This window comes from Azospirillum endophyticum, assembly GCF_016595245.1.
Taxonomy (GTDB): Bacteria; Pseudomonadota; Alphaproteobacteria; order Azospirillales; family Azospirillaceae; genus Azospirillum; species Azospirillum endophyticum.
Window position 1 is genome coordinate 12,243 of sequence record NZ_JAENHM010000021.1, and the last position, 17,071, is coordinate 29,313.

18 protein-coding genes are annotated in these 17,071 nt (G+C 68.8%); 8 read left to right on the forward strand and 10 right to left on the reverse strand.

Going from position 1 to position 17,071, the window contains the following annotated elements:
- Positions 1–32: 32 nt before the first annotated feature.
- Positions 33–680: a glutathione S-transferase family protein gene (locus JHL17_RS05850; protein WP_200191122.1), complete on the reverse strand. Its 648-nt coding sequence runs from the start codon at positions 678–680 to the stop codon at positions 33–35.
- 238 nt (positions 681–918) lie between these two features.
- Between JHL17_RS05850 and JHL17_RS05855 the strand changes: the two genes are divergently transcribed.
- Complete coding sequence (locus JHL17_RS05855; RefSeq protein WP_200191123.1) at positions 919–2,301, forward strand: aspartate aminotransferase family protein; 1,383 nt, start codon at positions 919–921, stop codon at positions 2,299–2,301.
- Between the two features lie 28 nt (positions 2,302–2,329).
- Here the strand turns inward: JHL17_RS05855 and JHL17_RS05860 are convergent, their stop codons facing one another.
- From JHL17_RS05860 to JHL17_RS05870, 3 genes are all read right to left on the reverse strand, one after another.
- Positions 2,330–3,568 (reverse strand): class I SAM-dependent methyltransferase, encoded by a 1,239-nt coding sequence (locus JHL17_RS05860; RefSeq protein WP_200191124.1) that lies wholly within the window; start codon positions 3,566–3,568, stop codon positions 2,330–2,332.
- A 77-nt stretch (positions 3,569–3,645) separates the two neighbouring features.
- Complete coding sequence (locus tag JHL17_RS05865) at positions 3,646–4,563, reverse strand: AraC family transcriptional regulator (protein WP_200191125.1); 918 nt, start codon at positions 4,561–4,563, stop codon at positions 3,646–3,648.
- Between the two features lie 61 nt (positions 4,564–4,624).
- On the reverse strand, positions 4,625–5,761 hold the full coding sequence (locus JHL17_RS05870) for an asparaginase (protein ID WP_200191126.1): 1,137 nt from the start codon (positions 5,759–5,761) through the stop codon (positions 4,625–4,627).
- 79 nt (positions 5,762–5,840) lie between these two features.
- Here JHL17_RS05870 and JHL17_RS05875 point away from each other — a divergent pair, with 79 nt between their 5' ends.
- Positions 5,841–6,428 (forward strand): RNA methyltransferase, encoded by a 588-nt coding sequence (locus tag JHL17_RS05875; RefSeq protein ID WP_200191127.1) that lies wholly within the window; start codon positions 5,841–5,843, stop codon positions 6,426–6,428.
- A 9-nt stretch (positions 6,429–6,437) separates the two neighbouring features.
- Here the strand turns inward: JHL17_RS05875 and JHL17_RS05880 are convergent, their stop codons facing one another.
- Entirely contained in the window at positions 6,438–7,025 is a 588-nt protein-coding gene (locus tag JHL17_RS05880) for a class I SAM-dependent methyltransferase (protein WP_200191128.1), read from the reverse strand.
- Positions 7,026–7,228: 203 nt separating this feature from the next.
- Here JHL17_RS05880 and JHL17_RS05885 point away from each other — a divergent pair, with 203 nt between their 5' ends.
- The 5 genes from JHL17_RS05885 (at position 7,229) to JHL17_RS05905 (ending at position 12,865) form a co-directional block, all read left to right on the forward strand.
- Positions 7,229–7,816, forward strand: a complete 588-nt coding sequence (locus JHL17_RS05885) for a DUF1178 family protein (RefSeq protein WP_200191129.1) — start codon at positions 7,229–7,231, stop codon at positions 7,814–7,816.
- Between the two features lie 403 nt (positions 7,817–8,219).
- Positions 8,220–8,522: a DUF485 domain-containing protein gene (locus tag JHL17_RS05890; protein WP_200191130.1), complete on the forward strand. Its 303-nt coding sequence runs from the start codon at positions 8,220–8,222 to the stop codon at positions 8,520–8,522.
- Positions 8,522–10,249, forward strand: coding sequence for a cation acetate symporter (locus JHL17_RS05895; protein ID WP_200191131.1), 1,728 nt, complete (start codon positions 8,522–8,524; stop codon positions 10,247–10,249). Before JHL17_RS05890 ends, JHL17_RS05895 begins: the two co-directional genes overlap by 1 nt.
- Positions 10,250–10,479: 230 nt before the next feature.
- The gene (locus JHL17_RS05900) at positions 10,480–12,333 is read left to right on the forward strand and encodes a DUF294 nucleotidyltransferase-like domain-containing protein (RefSeq protein ID WP_345773758.1); all 1,854 of its coding nucleotides are present in this window, start codon (positions 10,480–10,482) and stop codon (positions 12,331–12,333) included.
- A 94-nt stretch (positions 12,334–12,427) separates the two neighbouring features.
- Complete coding sequence (locus JHL17_RS05905; protein ID WP_345773759.1) at positions 12,428–12,865, forward strand: 3'-5' exonuclease family protein; 438 nt, start codon at positions 12,428–12,430, stop codon at positions 12,863–12,865.
- A 4-nt stretch (positions 12,866–12,869) separates the two neighbouring features.
- Here JHL17_RS05905 and JHL17_RS05910 read toward each other — a convergent pair whose 3' ends face one another.
- The 4 genes from JHL17_RS05910 to JHL17_RS05925 form a co-directional block, all read right to left on the reverse strand.
- On the reverse strand, positions 12,870–13,748 hold the full coding sequence (locus JHL17_RS05910) for a carbon-nitrogen hydrolase family protein (RefSeq protein ID WP_200191134.1): 879 nt from the start codon (positions 13,746–13,748) through the stop codon (positions 12,870–12,872).
- A complete protein-coding gene (grxC, locus tag JHL17_RS05915; RefSeq protein ID WP_200191135.1) occupies positions 13,745–14,008 on the reverse strand; it encodes a glutaredoxin 3 in 264 nt (87 codons plus the stop codon). The genes JHL17_RS05910 and grxC overlap by 4 nt, the downstream gene beginning before the upstream one ends.
- 117 nt (positions 14,009–14,125) lie before the next feature.
- Positions 14,126–14,905, reverse strand: coding sequence for a ComF family protein (locus JHL17_RS05920; RefSeq protein ID WP_200191136.1), 780 nt, complete (start codon positions 14,903–14,905; stop codon positions 14,126–14,128).
- Between the two features lie 14 nt (positions 14,906–14,919).
- On the reverse strand, positions 14,920–15,186 hold the full coding sequence (locus tag JHL17_RS05925) for a flagellar biosynthetic protein FliQ (RefSeq protein WP_200191137.1): 267 nt from the start codon (positions 15,184–15,186) through the stop codon (positions 14,920–14,922).
- A 125-nt stretch (positions 15,187–15,311) separates the two neighbouring features.
- On the opposite strand from JHL17_RS05925, the gene JHL17_RS05930 reads away from it, so the two are divergent.
- Complete coding sequence (locus JHL17_RS05930; RefSeq protein WP_200191138.1) at positions 15,312–16,223, forward strand: methyltransferase domain-containing protein; 912 nt, start codon at positions 15,312–15,314, stop codon at positions 16,221–16,223.
- A gap of 20 nt (positions 16,224–16,243) precedes the next feature.
- Here the strand turns inward: JHL17_RS05930 and JHL17_RS05935 are convergent, their stop codons facing one another.
- On the reverse strand, positions 16,244–17,014 hold the full coding sequence (locus JHL17_RS05935) for a sulfite exporter TauE/SafE family protein (RefSeq protein ID WP_200191139.1): 771 nt from the start codon (positions 17,012–17,014) through the stop codon (positions 16,244–16,246).
- Positions 17,015–17,071 lie beyond the last annotated feature (57 nt).

Genomic DNA, 17,071 nt, shown 5'->3' on the forward strand with positions numbered 1-17,071 from the left:
CATGGAGAGGGGAATGGTCCGGCGATTTCTTATCAGCAATACGGCGCCGCCAGCCCCTCCGCCTCGAACACCGCCTTTACCGCCGGACGCTCCAGCACGCGGGCGAGGTAAGGTCCGAGATTGCCCAGCTTGCGGGCCGGGCGGCCCATGAAACGGGTCCAGCGGCAGAGCATGAACAGGTACGGATCGACCGCGCTGTACGTGTCGCCCAGCAGCCACCTACGCCCAGCCATCGCGCGGTCCAGCCCGTCGAAATGACCGTTCAGCCGCGCCTCGGTCGCCGCCTTGAAGGCGGCCTGCGCCTCCGCGCCCTCGACATAGCGTTCGGGATAGAAGTACAGCAGCATCTCGGCCTGGACGCTGTTGGTCAGGTAGACCAGCCACTTGTAGAACGCCGCCCGCTCGGGCGTGCCGATCGCCGGAGCCAGCTTCGCCTCCGGATGGCTGTCGGCCAGATGCAGGCAGATGGCGGCGGATTCGTACAGCACCAAGCCGTCGTCGCGATTTCCGTCCACCAGCGTCGGCACCCGGCCATGTGGGTTGAGTGCCAGATAGCCGGCACTCTTGTGTTCGCCCTTTTCGCGGTCGAGCAGCACGAGGTCGAAGGGCCGGCCGATCTCGCGAAGCAGGATGTGCGGCGCCATCGACGCGGTGCTGGGCATGCCGTAAAGCGTGGGCAAAGCGGTTCCTCCCTTTCGTCCGTTCGGATCAAGCTGTCCCATCGGCTCCGGCCTCCTGCCAGCGTCTTGCGCGCATGGCACGGATGACCAGCAAGCAGGTTTGTCGAGGGAGCGAACTGTGCGTATGATCGGCGGGAGTGTTTAACAAATCGAACACCCCCCGGTGGGCCGTCAGCAGCCGGCCGGGGGACCGAACCCGACAAGACAACAGCAAGACCGAACAGGAAGACCCTACTCCATGACCGCTCCGGGCAGCACCGCCGGCAACTCTGCCGCCAGCCGCGACAAGGCCTTCGTCCTCCATCCCTACACCAACCTGGATGTCCACGAGACGCAGGGCCCGATGATCATCGAGCGTGGCGAAGGCATCCGCGTCTTCGACGATGGCGGCAAGGATTACATCGAGGGCATGGCCAGCCTGTGGTGCGTCTCGCTCGGCTGGGGGGAAGAGCGGCTGGTCCAGGCGGCGACCAGGCAGATGCGGCAGCTGTCCAGCTATCACATCTTCGGCCACAAGTCGCACGAGCCCGGCATCGATCTGGCGGAAAAGCTGATCGCGCTGGCGCCGGTGCCGATGTCGAAGGTCTTCTTCGCCAATTCGGGGTCGGAAGCCAACGACACCGCGATCAAGCTGATCTGGTACTACAACAACGCGCTCGGCCGTCCGGAGAAGAAGAAGATCCTGTCGCGCCAGCGCGCCTATCACGGTGTGACGGTGGCGACCGCCAGCCTGACCGGGCTGCCCAACAACCACCGCGACTTCGATCTGCCGATCGCCCGCATCATCCACGGCGACTGCCCGCACCATTACCGCAACGCCCAAGAGGGCGAGAGCGAGGAGGCCTTCGCCACCCGCTTGGCCCAGCAGCTGGAGGCGCTGATCCTGGCCGAGGGGCCGGACACCGTCGCCGCCATGTTCGCCGAGCCGATCATGGGCGCCGGCGGCGTCGTGGTGCCGCCGGCGACCTACTTCGCCAAGATCCAACCGGTGTTGAAGAAATACGACATCCTGCTGGTCGCCGACGAGGTGATCTGCGGCTTCGGCCGCACCGGCAATTTCTGGGGCAGCCAGACCGTGGGCTTGCAGCCGGACATCCTGACCTGCGCCAAGCAGCTGTCGTCGGGCTACCTGCCGATCTCCGCCGTCCTGGTGACGGATGCGGTCTATCGCGCCTGCGTCGACGAGAGCCGGAAGATCGGCACCTTCGGCCATGGCTACACCTATTCCGCCCATCCGGTGGCGGCGGCGGTGGCGCTGGAAACGCTGAAGATCTACGAGGAGCGCGACATCGTCGGCCATGTCCGTTCGGTCGCCCCTGCCTTCCAGAGCCGTCTCAAGGCGCTGGCCGAGCATCCGCTGGTCGGGGAAGCCCGCGGCATCGGCCTGATCGGCGCCGTGGAACTGGTGGCCGACAAGGCGACCAGGATGCCCTTCGATCCGCCCGGCCGCGCCGGCGCCCTGGTCAACGGGCTGGCCCAGGACAACGGCCTGATCGTCCGCGCCATGGGCGATTCCATTGCGCTCTGCCCGCCGCTGGTGATCTCCGAGGCGGAAATCCACGAGACCTTCGACTGCCTGACCAAGGCGCTCGATGCCGCGGTACCGGTTCTGCGGGGATAAGGACCGGCCGGGGATGGGGCTTTCCGCCCTATCCCCGCCGCAGATGCATCTTGCCCAGCCCGCCCAGCGCATCGAACAGCTGGCGGAACTGGGTGAGGAACTGGTCCCAGGTCGCCTTCGTCGTCGGTTCGATGGCGGCGTGGAGGGCGCCGAGGCTGGTCTTGCCGTCGATCCGCGACAGGATCGGCCCGGCCAGCCGGGGCAGGGGAAGGGCGACCACGCTGCCCATCAGGTCGAATTCCAGGCTGCCGCCGGGCGGCACGCTCTTCGCCACGGTCGACCCGTCGATATCGCGCAGGACCGGGATCACCTCCGGCCGGTCGGGTGCGATGCGGGCGGCGTCCAGATCGGTCGGGCGCAGCAGATAGGCGATGTGCTTGGTGAAGGCGCCGGTGATGCGCTCGGTCCAGGCGGCGCGCTCCAGCATGCCCATCCCTTCCAGCCGCTTCAGGACGCGGGCATCCTTGATCCACAGAGACGGCTCGTAGCTCAGCGGGTCGATCAGCGTCGCGACGGCGAGGCCGGCACTATCCGCCAGTTCCGCCAGCTGCGGCACGCTGTAGGGACGGTCGCGGCTGTGCAGCAGCAGGTCGTAGAGGTTGGCGTCGGCCAGCCGGTGGTCGCTGATGTGCGGGTTGTTCAGCAGCCAGTTGGTCGGCGGCAGCGCATGGATCAGCCGGCGGGCCAGCGCGACCTTCTCGGCCGGCGGCAGCCCTTCGGTCATGCCGCGCAGAGCCTCCTGCATCGGGTAGACGCCGGTGCGGCCGTGGGGAGCGTAGACCATGATGCCGATGCCGCCGCCGGGCGCCAGCGCCCCGGCCAGCGAGCGCAGGCCCGCCGTCGGGTCGTCCAGATGGTGCAGCACGCCGCAGCAGTCGATGTAGTCGAACGGTCCGGCTTCGGACACCAGCCCGCCCAGTTCCAGCAGCGAACCGCGGCGGAAGTCGATGTTGGTCAGGCCGCGGGCCTTGGCCCGCGCCTCGGCGACGGCGCGGCTGGCGTCGGAGAGGTCAAGGTAGGCGATGCGGCCGGGATTGCCGGCATCGGCCATCTGCTGCGCCAGCATGATGGTGCCGTCCCCCGTGCCGCCGCCGGCCACCAGCACCCGCAGCGGCTTGCCATGGTCGATCCGTCCGCCGAAGACATGCTGGACCAGTTCGTCCAGGTGGCTGGGCGAGCCGGTGATCAGGCGCTTGGACTCGTCGGCCGGATTGCGCGCCGGGTAGGGATAGGCTTCGTACTGGGCGCGCAGATCGTCGATGCTCATGGGAAACCGCTCAACGGGGAAATGGGCGCGGCGACCATAGCACCGCGCCCGTCCGCTGGCAGCCCTTCGCCGGAACCTCAGCCTGCCAGCGGAATGCAGATCTCCGTCAGCCACTCGGCGGGCGGCAATGCCCGCGGGTTGTTGAGATATTCCTCGTAGCAGGGGGCGTCGCCGGGTGCATGGCCGCTGTTGGGCAGCCACTCGCCGTAGAGCCAGCGGTAGACCGCGCCCAGTTCGGCATACGGGCCCTTGTGCCGGACCACGGCATGAGGGCCGCCGGGGATATCCACCCCGTGGATCAACCCGTCTTCGACCACGCCCGGGTTCAGCATCAACCCGGCGAAGGAGCGCAGTTCCTCCGGCTTCACCGACTCGGGATCGTCGTAATAGATGGCGAAGCTGCGGGTGCCTGGACCGACCAGCCCCTGCTTGTAGGCCCAGGCATAGAGCCGGTCGAAGCTGACGCCGATGGTCATATAGGGGCCGGTGTGAGGCAGCCCGACGATGCGGTGGGCGGGAAGATCGCGGATTTCGACGTCGTACATTCTGTCCTCCAGTCGATGGTTGGCCGGGACTGGAGGATTGAGACGCCCCCGCTTGCGGTAGGCGGCCGGCGTCGCGCCATAGCCCTGTCCGAACGCGCGGGTGAAGGCCTCGACGCTGCCGTAGCCCGCCCGCCGGGCAATGGCCGGGATGGCGATGCCGTCGCGCACCAGATCGCCCGCCGCCCGGTGCAGGCGCAGTCGGCGCAGGGTCTCCGCCGCCGTCTCGCCGGTGATCGCCCGGTAGACGCGGTGGAAGTGGTAGGGCGAGAAGCAGGCGACCTCCGCCAGCCGGTCGAGGTCGAGCGGTTCGTCCAGATGGGCGGCGATATAAACCACCACCCGATCGATCCGGTCACCGTAGTCGAGCCGCGTGCCGGCTTTGGCCGCAACGGCGGAACACGGCACGGGCCAAGCTGCCGTTGCGTCCGCGGAGATGCTGTCGTTGGTCATGGCGTGACGTCCTCCAGTCCCGCCGATGCTAGCCGGCAGCCGCTTGATCGCGCTTGCGGAGTTAGGCCGCCGGCCAACCTGTCGCAGGCCGTACCTCGCCCACCCGCGTGCCGGCGCGGTTCAGCAGCGGCGTGGCCAGCAGATGCGGCACGCGGGCCCATTGCGCCTCGGTCAGCGCCCGGGTCGAGCGGATCAGGGCGGCCAGCGCCACCTCGCGGGCGCGGGCGGCGCCGTCCTCGATCTTGAGCGCGATGCCGATGCCCTGCTCCGGGATCACGGCGCAGCCCACCCCCTCGGCCCCGCCCTTGACGAGGACGGCGCCGCCGGCGGCTTCCATCAGCGCGGTGTCGAAGGTCCCGGTGCCGCCGATCAGGAAGGGGTGTTTGCCCCAGGCGGCGGCGATGCGGGTCACGGCCTCGGCCCGCGCGTCGGGCAGGTCGACCGGGTCGGCGATGCGGGCCATGGCATAGGCGATGGCACCCAGGGGGATGCCGATGGTGGGGATGGAACAGCCGTCGACTCCCCAGGGCGCGCCGAACAGATCCTGGCCGGTCATCTGTTCCATCACGCCCAGGATGCGCTGCTGCACCGGGTGTTCGTAGCGGACATAGCCCTTCAGCCGCTCGCCCTTGTGCTTCGCCGTGGTCAGGAAACCGCTGTGCTTGCCGGAGCAATTGTTGTGGAAGGCGGTCGGCGCCTCGGCCCGGCGGACCAGATCCTCGGCGGTGGCCGGATCATAGGGGATCTGTGCGCCGCATTCGTAGTCGTCCAGCGTCAGCCCGACCCGTTCGGCCCAGGACCGCACCAGGCCGGTATGGCGCGCCTCGCCATTGTGCGAGGAGCAGGCGAGCGCCAGTTCCTCATCCCCCAGCCCGAAGGCGTCGAGCGCACCGCTCTCCACCAGCGGGATCGCCTGCAGCGACTTGATGGCGGAACGCGGATAGACGGGAGCGTCGATGTCGCCCCAGCGCGCCAGCACATGGCCGCCGGCATCGACGATGCAGGCGCGGGCACGATGGACCGACTCCACCAGGCTGCCGCGCGTCACCTCGACGATGATCGGGCTTTCCGCCGGGCCGGAGAGATCGGCGCGGCCCTCGGAGCCCTCACGATGCGGATGGCCGTGGTGATGGTGATCGCCACCGCCGCAGCAGGAGGAATGGTCGTGGGCATGATCGGGGGTATGGTCTTGGCTCATGGCGGCAAGCTTGCCTCGGGCCGGCGGTGGCGGCAAGCTCCCGCCCGGTCATATCCTTACCTAGAGCAGCGGGTTCTTCATGCGTGGCTATTTCGGAATTGGAGTGGAGCGGATCAGCAAGCCGGGCAATGTCGGCAACCTGATGCGCACCGCCCATGCCTTCGGCGCCTCCTTCTTCTTCGCCATCGATCCGGAGCCGGATCTGCGGGAGACGAAGCTGGTCGACACCTCGGGCGCCACGCTGCATCTGCCGCTCTACATCCACCAGCGCGTCGCCGACTTCACCCTGCCGAAGGATTGCATGCTGGTCGGGGTGGAACTGACCGACGACGCGGTGGAGCTGCCGAGCTTCCGCCATCCGTCGCGCGCCGCCTATGTGCTGGGGCCGGAGCGCGACAGCCTGTCGCCCGCCCTGCTGGCGCGCTGCGACCATGTGGTGAAGATCCCGATGTCCTTCTGCATCAATGTCGGCGTCGCCGGTGCGCTGGTGATGTACGACCGCATGATCTCGCTCGGGCGCTTCGCCGAACGGCCGGTGCGTCCGGGCGGCCCGCTGGAGGGGCCGGCCCTGCACAAGCACGGGAAGCAGATCATGCGCAAGGCCGACCGCCGCCGCCGCATCCGCGGGGAGCAGAAGCCGGCGGAGGACGATGGCGGCGACGAGTGAGCGCGACGGTCAGAGCGGCAGCGGATCGTCTCCGGCGACGGCGCAGATCCGCTGCACCACGGCGGGCTTGGGCGCCGACACTTCGCCCTGTTCGAAAGCGACCACCTGGAGCCTGCCGTGCACGGCTTCCAGCAGCTCGCCCCGGCGCAGCAGGAAGCCGGGGGAGGAGGGGCGGCCGAAGCGGGCGTTGCCGTCGGCGAAGGTCTCGTAGATCAGCACGCCGCCGGGCTCCAGCGCCGCCAGCAGGGCGGGGAAGAGCGGGCGGTGCAGGTAGTTGGTGACGACGATCCCGGCGAACCGGCTGTCCGGCGGCAGGGAGCCGGGCGAGCCGCCCGATTCGCGGCTTGGATCGCCGCTTTCCAGGTCGGCCCGGATCAGGGTGATGCCCGCGCCGCCTTCCAGATCGGCGACGCCGGAAAGATCGCGGTCCAGGCCGACCACCGGATGGCCGCGCCGGTGGAACAGCCGCAGATGCCGTCCGCCGCCGCAGGCGAGGTCGAGCACCGGGCCGCCCGCACGCACCAGGTGGGCGAACCGCTCGACCCAGGGGGAAGGCGGGGACGGCGGATGGGGCGCGGAGGGCTTCGGCGCAGACATGGCGGACTTACCTTTCCGGGCTTTTCTTCGACGGTCGCGGGAACGATATCACAGGAGGTATGGGAAACAGGCTCGTCCGGCGTTTGACGGCGCGGTCCGGCCGTGGTGAATTAAGGCGATTCCCGAGTCGTGCCGCAACCCGGAGCGGCCGTGCCGGGGCCTTGTCTTTCCTGCTGCGGGTTAGTTTTGAGGCTTGTGGGGATATGATCCTCTTCGCGTTGAGATGTTCGGCCGACCACCAGTTCGAGGCGTGGTTCCGCAACGGTGCCGCCTATGACGAACAGTCGGAGGCCCACCAGATCGCCTGTCCGATCTGCGGCGACACCGTCGTCGGCAAGGCGCCGATGGCCCCGCGCATCGCCAAGGGGGTCGCCAAGGCCGCCGACCGCGCCCGCGAACAGGCCGAGGCGGTGGCGGCGAACGCCGCTCCGGCGGCGGTGCCGGCCGTTACGCCCAACGCAGTGCCGGCCACCCTTCCCGCGCCGATTCCCGCCCCCGTTCCCTTGCCGAGCGCCGCCGACGTCGTCGCCGCCCTGCCGCCCAGCCTGAACGATGCCCAACGCGAGGCGGTGGCGGAGGTGATGCGGCAACTGACCGAGGTGCGGCGCAGCGTCGAGAAGAACTGCGACTATGTCGGCGACCACTTCGCCGAGGAGGCGCGGCGCATCCACTACGGCGAGGCCGACCCGCGCGGCATCTATGGCGAGGCGTCGGACGAGGAGGTCGCCGAACTGCACGAGGAAGGTGTGACATTCCACCGCATCCCTTGGGTCCCGCGCACCGACTCCTGAGTTGTGCCCGGAGGAGGGGGGGGCCGGAAGGACCAAGCCGCCGCTCCGGCCACCCGACGGCATCCCCACCGGTTCCGGGCGGAACCGTTTGAAAAACCGACGATTTCCGAGGCGCGCCCGAAAGGGCGCGCCTTTCGTGTTCCTGCCGTTACAGCCTTGATCGGCCTTGGGTTTCCGGCACCGCCGCCTCGCTTGGCGCAACGCCCCATCGACCAAGGTAGGGGGTGCGCCAAACAATGATCTGTATCAAACAATTGGGCAGGTCAAGGGCGTACGAATTACGGGGAGAGAACCCGGACGCGACCGCCCGGACGGCAAATGCCCGCGTGTTCCATGGACTTGTCCCGAAGACTTTGTCTTACGGACCGCCGAACGCTTGCCGGCACTCGATGAGGGGACGCACATGAATCAAAATGCACAACGGATCGTGAACAATCCGAAGTTCCAGGAGTTGGTGACCAAGCGGTCCGCCTTCGCCTGGACTTTGTCGATTGCCATGCTGGTCATCTATTTCGGCTTCATTCTGCTGGTCGCGTTCGGGAAGGAGTTCCTGGGCACGCCCATCGGTTCGGGCGTCACCACCTGGGGCATGCCCATCGGCGTCGTCACCATCCTGTCCGCCTTCATCCTGACCGGCATCTACGTGTATAGGGCGAACGGCGAATTCGACGAGCTGAACCGCCAGATCCTGGAGGAAACCAAGTGATGCGCGCCGTCACCACCCGCATCGCCAGCACGGCCGCCGCCTCGGCCGCCGCGGCCGGCGCACTGCTTCCCATCTCGGCCTATGCCGCCGGCGCCGTCGACGGCGCGGTGCAGAAGCAGGCGACGAACGTCTCGGCCATCGTGATGTTCCTGGTCTTCGTGCTGTTCACGCTGGGCATCACCTACTGGGCGGCGCGGCGTACCAAGTCGGCGAAGGACTTCTACGCCGCCGGCGGCGGCATCACCGGCTTCCAGAACGGCCTGGCCATCGCCGGCGACTACATGTCGGCGGCCTCCTTCCTGGGCATCGCCGGCTTGGTGTACGCCAACGGCTTCGACGGCCTGATCTATTCGGTCGGCTTCCTGGTCGGCTGGCCGATCGTGCTGTTCCTGATCGCGGAGCGGCTGCGCAACCTCGGCAAATACACCTTCGCCGACGTCGCCTCCTACCGCTTCAAGCAGACGCCGATCCGCACGCTGTCGGCCTGCGGCTCGCTGGCGACGGTCACCTTCTACCTGATCGCCCAGATGGTGGGTGCCGGCAAGCTGATCCAGCTGCTGTTCGGCCTCGATTACATGTTCGCCGTCATCATCGTCGGCGTGCTGATGATCGGCTACGTGACCTTCGGCGGCATGCTGGCGACCACCTGGGTGCAGATCATCAAGGCGGTGCTGCTGCTGTCCGGCGCGTCCTTCATGGCCTTCATGATCCTCGCCAAGTTCGGCTTCAGCCCGGAGGCGATGTTCAAGGCCGCCGTCGACGTGCATCCGAAGGGCGTCGCCATCATGTCCCCGGGTGCCTTCGTCTCCGATCCGGTCGACACCATCTCGCTCGGCCTGACCCTGATGTTCGGCACCGCCGGCCTGCCGCACATCCTGATGCGCTTCTTCACCGTCTCCGATGCCAAGGAAGCCCGCAAGTCGGTCTTCTACGCCACCGGCCTCATCGGCTACTTCTACATCCTGACCTTCATCATCGGCTTCGGCGCCATCGTGCTGATCCTGGGCAAGGATGCCAACGGTGCCTATCCGTTCCTGACCGCCGCCCCGGCGGAGGGTATCAAGGCGGCCGTCGCCTCGGTCATCGGCGGCACCAACATGGCGGCCATCCACACCGCCCACGCGGTCGGCGGCGATCTGTTCTTCGGCTTCATCTCCGCCGTCGCCTTCGCCACCATCCTGGCGGTGGTCGCCGGCCTGACGCTGGCCGGCGCCTCGGCCGTCTCCCATGACCTCTACGCCTCGGTCTTCGCCCGCGGCCGCGTCAACGAAGCCGACGAGATCCGCGTGTCGAAGATCACCACGGTGGTGATCGGCATCGTCTCCATCGTGCTGGGCGTCGCCTTCGAGAACCAGAACGTCGCCTTCATGGTGGGCCTGGCCTTCGCCATCGCCGCCTCGACCAACTTCCCCATCCTGCTGATGTCGATGTTCTGGGGCAAGATGACCACCCGCGGCGCGGTGATGGGCGGTGCGATCGGCCTGATCTCCGCCTGCGTCATGATCGCCCTCGGCCCGACGGTGTGGAAGGCGGTGCTGGGCCATCCGACCGCGATCGTCGGCTATGCCAACCCGGGCGTGTTCTCGATCATCCTCGCCTTCGCCGGCATCTGGTTCTTCTCGATCACCGACAACAGCGCGCAGGCCCAGAAGGAGCGCCGTGACTTCGAGGACCAGTATGTCCGGTCGCAGACCGGGCTGGGTGCCGAGGGGGCGTCCGCCCACTAAGGGGGGCGAAGCAAGCAAGGGAAGGGATCGCGTCTCGCACCGCGTCCCTTCCCCCCTTCGGGGAAAGCGAAGCCCGTGCGGTGAAGCGAACACGCCGCCAAATGTCGCACCCGCTTCCGGCATTCCGCCCGGCGGGTGTATCCTGGAAAGCGCCCCCGGACCCGATCCGGAGGCGCTTTTTTCATGACCGGCCACCCCGCGATCCAGCCGCCCCGCAACGGAGTCCGCCCGTGCAGCATGCGACGCCGCCCGCTTCTCCGGACTTCGATTTCGGGCGTCCGCCCTTCGACCTGCTGACGGAGGGGCAGCGGACCGCGCTGGCCGGTGCGCTCGACATCGCGCTCCATCCGCGTGGCGCCGTCATCCTCAGCCGGGAGGAGCCGACCGACTCGCTGTTCGTCGTTCTGCGCGGCAGCGTCCAGGAGCGCCGCGGCGGCGAGGTGGCGGTGGTTCACGGACCCAGCGACCGTTTCGGTCTGCAGGCGCTGTATGGCACGGCGGGTGGGGATGGTACCGGTTCCCGCCGCTTCATCGCGGCGGAGGACTGCGTCTGCCATTTGATCCCGCGCGCCGCGCTGGAAGCGCTGGCTGGGGAGAATCCGGAATTCGGTTCCGCCATTCTCGGCGATTTCGCCCAGCGCATGCGCGATCTCGCGGCAGTGCGTTCCAACCGCGAGATGGCGGCGCTGACCATGGCGCGCATTCGGCAGGCCCATCTTCACCCGCCGCTGTTCGTCGATGCCGCCGCCAGCCTGCGCGACGCGGCCGACGCGATGCGGCGGAACCGCGCCAGCAGCGTGTTGGTCCGTGGGGAGGATGGACGCAGCGGCATCCTGACCGGCACCGACCTGCGCGATCTGGTGGTGCTGGACGGCCGGCCGGTGGCCGACCCGGTCGGGCCGCTTGCCCGCTACGGCTTGGTGACGCTCGACCGCGACGACCTGCTGTTCAACGCGCTGGTGCTGATGACCAAGCATGCGGTGCGCCGGCTGGTGGTGACGGAAAACGGCGCCATCGTCGGGCTGTTGGGGCAAAGCGACCTGCTGGCGGTGCTGTCCAACCATTCCCAGGTCATCGGGCTGCAGGTGGAGCATGCGACCGATCCTGCCGACCTGCGCCGGGCCAGCCGCTCCATCGTCGAGCTGATCCGCACCCTGCACGCTACCGGGGTCAAGGTCGCCTTCATCGCCGATCTGGTCACGGAACTGAACCGCCGCATCTTCCGCAAGCTGTTCGAATTGCTGGCCCCGCCGGACCTGCTGGCGAACAGCTGTCTGATCGTGATGGGCAGCGAAGGGCGCGGCGAACAGCTGCTGAAGACCGACCAGGACAACGGCCTGATCCTGCGCGACGGCTTCGACTGCCCCGATCTGCCGCGCATCGCGGCTGACTTCACCCGCCATCTGGTCGAATTCGGCTATCCGCCCTGTCCCGGCAACATCATGGTGTCGAACCCGGATTGGACCCGGTCGCTCGCCGGCTACAAGGATGCCCTGTTCAACTGGGTTCACCGCCCGGACGAAGCGGCGCAGATGAACCTCGCGATCTTCTACGACGCCGCCCCGGTGGCCGGGGACGCCACGCTGTTGGCCGACGCGAAGAATTATCTGTTGAGCCGCCTCCAGGACAACCAGATGTTCTTCACCCAGTTCGCCCGTCCGGCCCTGTCCTTCGACACGCCGAGCGGCCTGTTCGCCGCATTGTTCGAGCGGCGCCGGGCGGAGCCGGTGGACATCAAGAAGGCCGGTATCTTCCCCATCGTCCATGGCGTGCGCGCGCTGGCGCTGGAACGGCACCGGGCGGAGACCAACACGGTGGAGCGCATCCAGGTGCTGGCGGAACTGGGGGCGCTGGACCGCAAGATGGCGGCCGATCTGGTGGAGGCCTTCACCATCCTGTCGACCATCCGCCTAAAGGCACGAGTCGATCTGCCGGAAGAGGGGCCGGAGGCGGAACCGGTCATCGACAACCTCGTCCATCCCGACCAGCTGAGCAAGCTCGACCGCGACCAGTTCAAGGATTGTCTGGCCCTGGTGAAAAGCTTCAAGGAGCTGATCGCCCACCATTTCCGCCTGAATCATTGAGGCGGCGACGATGGCGCACTCCGATCACAGCGACGGCAGCCGGGGCCCCGATCACCGTCTTTCAGATCGCCGGGGCCATGATCGAAGAGACCGCGTGGCGATCCATTGCGAAGCGACCAGCTTCGATCCGGAGGCGGCAAGGCCGCTGTCCTTCGCCGCCATCCGCATCCGCGGTCCCCGCATCCTGACCGGCAGCGCCCTGCTGCTCCATCCCGGCAGCGACACCGGTCTGGCCGAGGCCGGCGACCGGCTGCATGCCTTCATCGGCGACCGCCCGCTGGTCGGCTATTACCTGGATTTCTCCGTCGCCATGGCGGAACGCCTGACCGGGCGGCCGCTGTCGGACGAGCGGACGGAGGTGTCCAGCCTCTATTACGACCGCAAGATCCGCAGCCTGTCCAAGCAGGCGGTCGATCTGCGGCTGGACAGCATGGTCCGCGACCTCGACCTGCCGGTGCGGCCCGACGGGGCCTTCGGCATCGCGCTGACCGCCGCCATGGCATGGCTGCGGCTGACGCAGGACGGGCGCTGAAGGCTCAGAACCCGACACGCTCCACGTCGAAGGCGCGATCGTGGGTCAGCGACGGGACCATGCCGCGCGCTTCGGCGATGCGGTCCAGGTCGAGGTCGGCGGTGATGAATCCGACCTCGGTTCCGGCATCGGCCAGCACCTCGCCCCAGGGGGCGACCAGCAAGGAATGGCCGTAGGTCTGGCGGCCCTGGTCGTGGCTGCCGGTCTGGGCCGGGGCGATCACGAAGCAGCCGGTCTCGATGGCGCGGGCGCGCAGCAGCGTGTGCCAATGGGCGCGGCCGGTCGGCACGGTGAAGGCGGCCGGCACGGTCAGGATCGATGCCCCCGCCTGGGCCAGCGCCCGGTAGAGAGCGGCGAAGCGCAGATCGTAGCAGACGGTCATGCCGATGCCGCCCCACGGGCTGGAGGCCACCACCGCCCGCTCACCCGGCCGGAAGCTGGCCGATTCGCGATAGGTCTCGCCATCCTTCAGCGTGACGTCGAACATGTGGATCTTGTCGTAGGAGGCGACGGTCCGCCCATCGGCGTCGAACAGGTAACTGCGGTTGGCGGCGCGCCCGTCGTCGAGCAGGACATGCAGGGTGCCGCCCAGGATCCAGGCCCCGGTCTCCCGGGCCAGATCGGCGAAGAACGGAATGGCGGGATGCTCCGCCTCGCTCCGGACTCGCTCCATGGTCTTGGCGCGGCCCTGGACGATCCAGCCGACATTCTCCGGCAGGGTGATGAAGGCGGCACCGGCGTCGCGGGCGCGGCGGACGATGTCGCCCGCCGCCCGCAGGTTCGGTTCGAGCTCCGTGCCCGCATTCACCTGGACGCAGGCGGCCTTCAGCAGGCCGCCCCCAGTGCCGCCCCCAATGGCGCCCCCGGCCGCATCGTCGCTCATGCGGCGATGCCGAGCAGCGGATCGAGCCTGCCGTCGCGGTCGAGCGCATGGATGTCGTCGCTGCCGCCATACGGCTTCCCGTCGATGAAGATCTGCGGGACGGTGGTCCGGCCTTCCGACCGCTCGATCATCTCGCTGCGGCGGCCCGGCTGGGCGTAAAGGTCGATTTCCTCGTAGGTCACGCCCTTGCGGTCGAGCAGGCTCTTCGCCCGTATGCAGTAGGGACAGAAGGGCGTGGTGTAGATCACGACGTCGGCCATGCCACTGGGCTCCTCTTTGACTTGGACAAACTATAGGATCAACCCACGGGAGGCGCCAGACGTTGCAGCCCGTGCGAAACGCCGGTCAGCGTCGCCGGATGCGGCCCTTCCCAAGCGTCAGCGCTGCACCACCCGCGCCAGCGTCAGCACGTCGACCCGGGCCGCCCCGGCTCGCAGCAGGACCCGCGCGCATTCGGCCAGCGTCGCCCCGGTGGTCATCACGTCGTCGACGAGCACCAGCCGCCGCCCCGTCACCTGGTCCGCCGCCGCCTGTCCCGGCCGCAGGCGGAAGGCGCCCTTGACGTTGCGCTGGCGCCCCTGGCGGTCCAGCCCGCCCTGGGTCGGGGTGGACCGCCAGCGTTGCAGCAGGTCGGGCGTGGTGGGGATGCCGCTGTGCCGCGACAGCGCCTGGGCCAGCAGGGCCGCCTGGTTGTAGCGGCGGCGGAACAGGCGGGCGCGGTGCAGCGGCACCGGCAGCAGCCGGTCGGCATCCTCCAGCAGCTCCTTCCCGGCGCGGGCCAGCCAGATGCCGTAGGATTTGGCGGCATGGATGCGGTCGCCGTGCTTGAAGCCCAGCACCAGCGGCCGGCTGCCGTCGTCATAGACCAGCACGGCGCGGGCGCGGGCGAAGCGGGGCGGGGCGGCGATGCAGGCACCGCACAGGGCTCCCTGCTGCGCCTCATATTCGAAGGGAACGCCGCAGCAGGCGCAGAGCGGCGGAGCGATGAAGGTCAGCTTGGTCCAGCAGGCCGCGCACAGCCCGCCCTGGCGGTCCACCGCCTCGCCGCAGCAGAGGCAGCGCGGCGGCAGCAGCGCGTCCAGCAGCAGGGTCGCCGCACCGGCGGCGGCGCGGCCCAATCCGGCGAGCGAGGTGACCAAGGGTGCCGGTGCCTGCATCGCCGCCGATCCGGTCACTGCAGCATGGCGATGCGTTCGAAGATCACGCCGGTGTAATCGCGCAGAGCCAGATAGATCGCCGGGCCGGTGACGAACAGGATCAGCAGGGTGGCGAAGAACTTGGTGTCCTGCTGCAGCGACGATTCGTTGATGTTGGTGGCGCTCTGGAACAGCATCAGCGCCGCCGACAGCAGGGCGGTGATGCCAAGCGGCGGCAGCGAGATCTTCAGGATGACCATCAGCGCTTCATGGCTGACGGCGATGGCCTCATCGATGCCCATTCCGATGCCCGTCCGGTTGCGGTCCCGACCGGTCTTCGCCGATCGGGGTTGGTGGCGTGGAGAAGGTGGCTGGCCTGCGAGTGTAGCACGGTTGTCGCGTCGCCGGGCTGGGGTATAGTGCGGCCATGACAAGCCCCGACAGCATGACCGTCTTCGACCGCGCGCTGGTCCGCCGCCGCCGCGACCGCGCCGTCGCCGAATTCACCGACCATTCCTTCCTGTTCGAGGAGATCGCCGACCGCTTGGCCGACCGGCTGGAGGACGTGATCCGTCCCTTCCCGCTGGCGCTGGACGTCGGCTGCCACGACGGGGCGATGGGCCGCATCCTGAAGGGTCGCAAGGGGATCGAGCGGCTGGTCGCCTGCGACCTGTCGCCGGACTTCGCCCGTGCCGCCGGCGGCACGGGCAACCGGGCGGTCGCCGCCGCGATCGCCGCCGACGAGGAGTTCCTGCCCTTCGCCCCCGGCAGCTTCGATCTGGCGGTCAGCAATCTCAGCCTGCACTGGGTCAACGACCTGCCGGGCGCCCTGGTCCAGATCCGGCAGGCGCTGAAGCCGGACGGTTTCTTCTGCGCCTCCATGCTGGGCGGCCAGACCCTGGCCGAGCTGCGCCGTTGCCTCTACGAGGCGGAGATGGAGGTTTCGGGCGGCGTCTCTCCCCGCGTGTCGCCCTTTGCCGAGATCAAGGATGCCGGCGGGTTGCTGCAACGTGCCGGCTTCGCCCTGCCGGTGGTCGACAGCGACGTCATCACCGTCACCTATTCCGACGCCTTCGCCCTGATGCGCGAGCTGCGCGGCATGGGCGAGACCAACGCCGTGCTGGCGCGGCGCAAGGTTCCGGCCTCCCGCGCCCTGCTGTTCGATGCCGCCCGGCGCTATGCCGAGCTCTATGCCGAGCCGGACGGGCGCATCCCGGTGACCTTCGAGGTGCTCTATCTCGCCGGCTGGTCGCCGCATGAAAGCCAGCAGCAGCCGTCGAAGCGCGGCAGCGGGCAGATCCCGCTGGGCGATGCGCTGAAGGGTGGCGGCCTGCAGTGAGAAGATGGTGACCGGCTGGTTTACGCAACCAGCTTCCACGCCATCCAGCCCAGCACCCCGGCGTTCACCAGCATGACCGCCGGGGCGATGCGGGCGACGGCGGTCCGCCAGGTGCGGCCGGCGATATGGCCGGCCAGCCCGACCGCCAGCAGGCTCGGCACCGTGCCGAGCGCGAAGGCGGCCATGCCGAGCGCGCCGGTCAGCGCGCTGCCGCTCGCCGCCGCCACCGCGACGGCGCCATAGAGCATCCCGCAGGGAATGAAGCCCAGCGCCACCCCCAGCCCATAACCGCGCCAGCCGGTCGGGTTGCCGAACAGCGGCCGGGCGAGGCCGGACACCCGCTCCGCCCACCGGCGCTGCAGCGGATTGCCGCCCGGCGACGGCATTTTCGGCAACCAGGACAGGACGCCGCGCGCGGAATAGCCGAGGAAGAACAGCGCCGCCAGCGCCAGCAGCGCCACCGACAGCCAGCGCAGCCCCGGCAGCGCCCCGACATGCCCGGCGACCGAGGCCGACAGCGCGCCGACCAGCGCGTAGGTCGTCGCCCGCCCGGCATGATAGGGCAGCACCGCCGCTCCGGTCAGGCGCCGGAACTCCGACATCGCCGACAGCGGCACCCGCTCCAGCCGCGCCGACACCTGGGCCAGCACGAAGGGGCCGCACATGCCGGCGCAATGGGTGGTGCCTCCCACCAGCCCGGCGGTCAGCAGGGCCAGCAACAGCCCGCCGTCGCGGTCGACGACCACGGCGCACTGGTTCAGTCCGGCATCCAGCAGCGACAGCGCGTCCAAGGGATAGCCTCTCCGTTTCGGGACCTGTCGGCGATCTTAGGGGGAGGGGACGGACGG

Coding starts and splice junctions, on each gene's coding strand:
- JHL17_RS05890 (WP_200191130.1), top strand. CDS start 8,220: ATGAATCAAAATGCACAACGGATCGTGAACAATCCGAAGTTCCAGGAG.
- grxC (WP_200191135.1), bottom strand. CDS start 14,008: ATGGCCGACGTCGTGATCTACACCACGCCCTTCTGTCCCTACTGCATA.
- JHL17_RS05895 (WP_200191131.1), top strand. CDS start 8,522: ATGCGCGCCGTCACCACCCGCATCGCCAGCACGGCCGCCGCCTCGGCC.
- JHL17_RS05875 (WP_200191127.1), top strand. CDS start 5,841: ATGCGTGGCTATTTCGGAATTGGAGTGGAGCGGATCAGCAAGCCGGGC.
- JHL17_RS05870 (WP_200191126.1), bottom strand. CDS start 5,761: ATGAGCCAAGACCATACCCCCGATCATGCCCACGACCATTCCTCCTGC.
- JHL17_RS05910 (WP_200191134.1), bottom strand. CDS start 13,748: ATGAGCGACGATGCGGCCGGGGGCGCCATTGGGGGCGGCACTGGGGGC.
- JHL17_RS05930 (WP_200191138.1), top strand. CDS start 15,312: ATGACAAGCCCCGACAGCATGACCGTCTTCGACCGCGCGCTGGTCCGC.
- JHL17_RS05880 (WP_200191128.1), bottom strand. CDS start 7,025: ATGTCTGCGCCGAAGCCCTCCGCGCCCCATCCGCCGTCCCCGCCTTCC.
- JHL17_RS05885 (WP_200191129.1), top strand. CDS start 7,229: ATGATCCTCTTCGCGTTGAGATGTTCGGCCGACCACCAGTTCGAGGCG.
- JHL17_RS05920 (WP_200191136.1), bottom strand. CDS start 14,905: ATGCAGGCACCGGCACCCTTGGTCACCTCGCTCGCCGGATTGGGCCGC.
- JHL17_RS05855 (WP_200191123.1), top strand. CDS start 919: ATGACCGCTCCGGGCAGCACCGCCGGCAACTCTGCCGCCAGCCGCGAC.
- JHL17_RS05925 (WP_200191137.1), bottom strand. CDS start 15,186: ATGGGCATCGATGAGGCCATCGCCGTCAGCCATGAAGCGCTGATGGTC.
- JHL17_RS05860 (WP_200191124.1), bottom strand. CDS start 3,568: ATGAGCATCGACGATCTGCGCGCCCAGTACGAAGCCTATCCCTACCCG.
- JHL17_RS05865 (WP_200191125.1), bottom strand. CDS start 4,563: ATGACCAACGACAGCATCTCCGCGGACGCAACGGCAGCTTGGCCCGTG.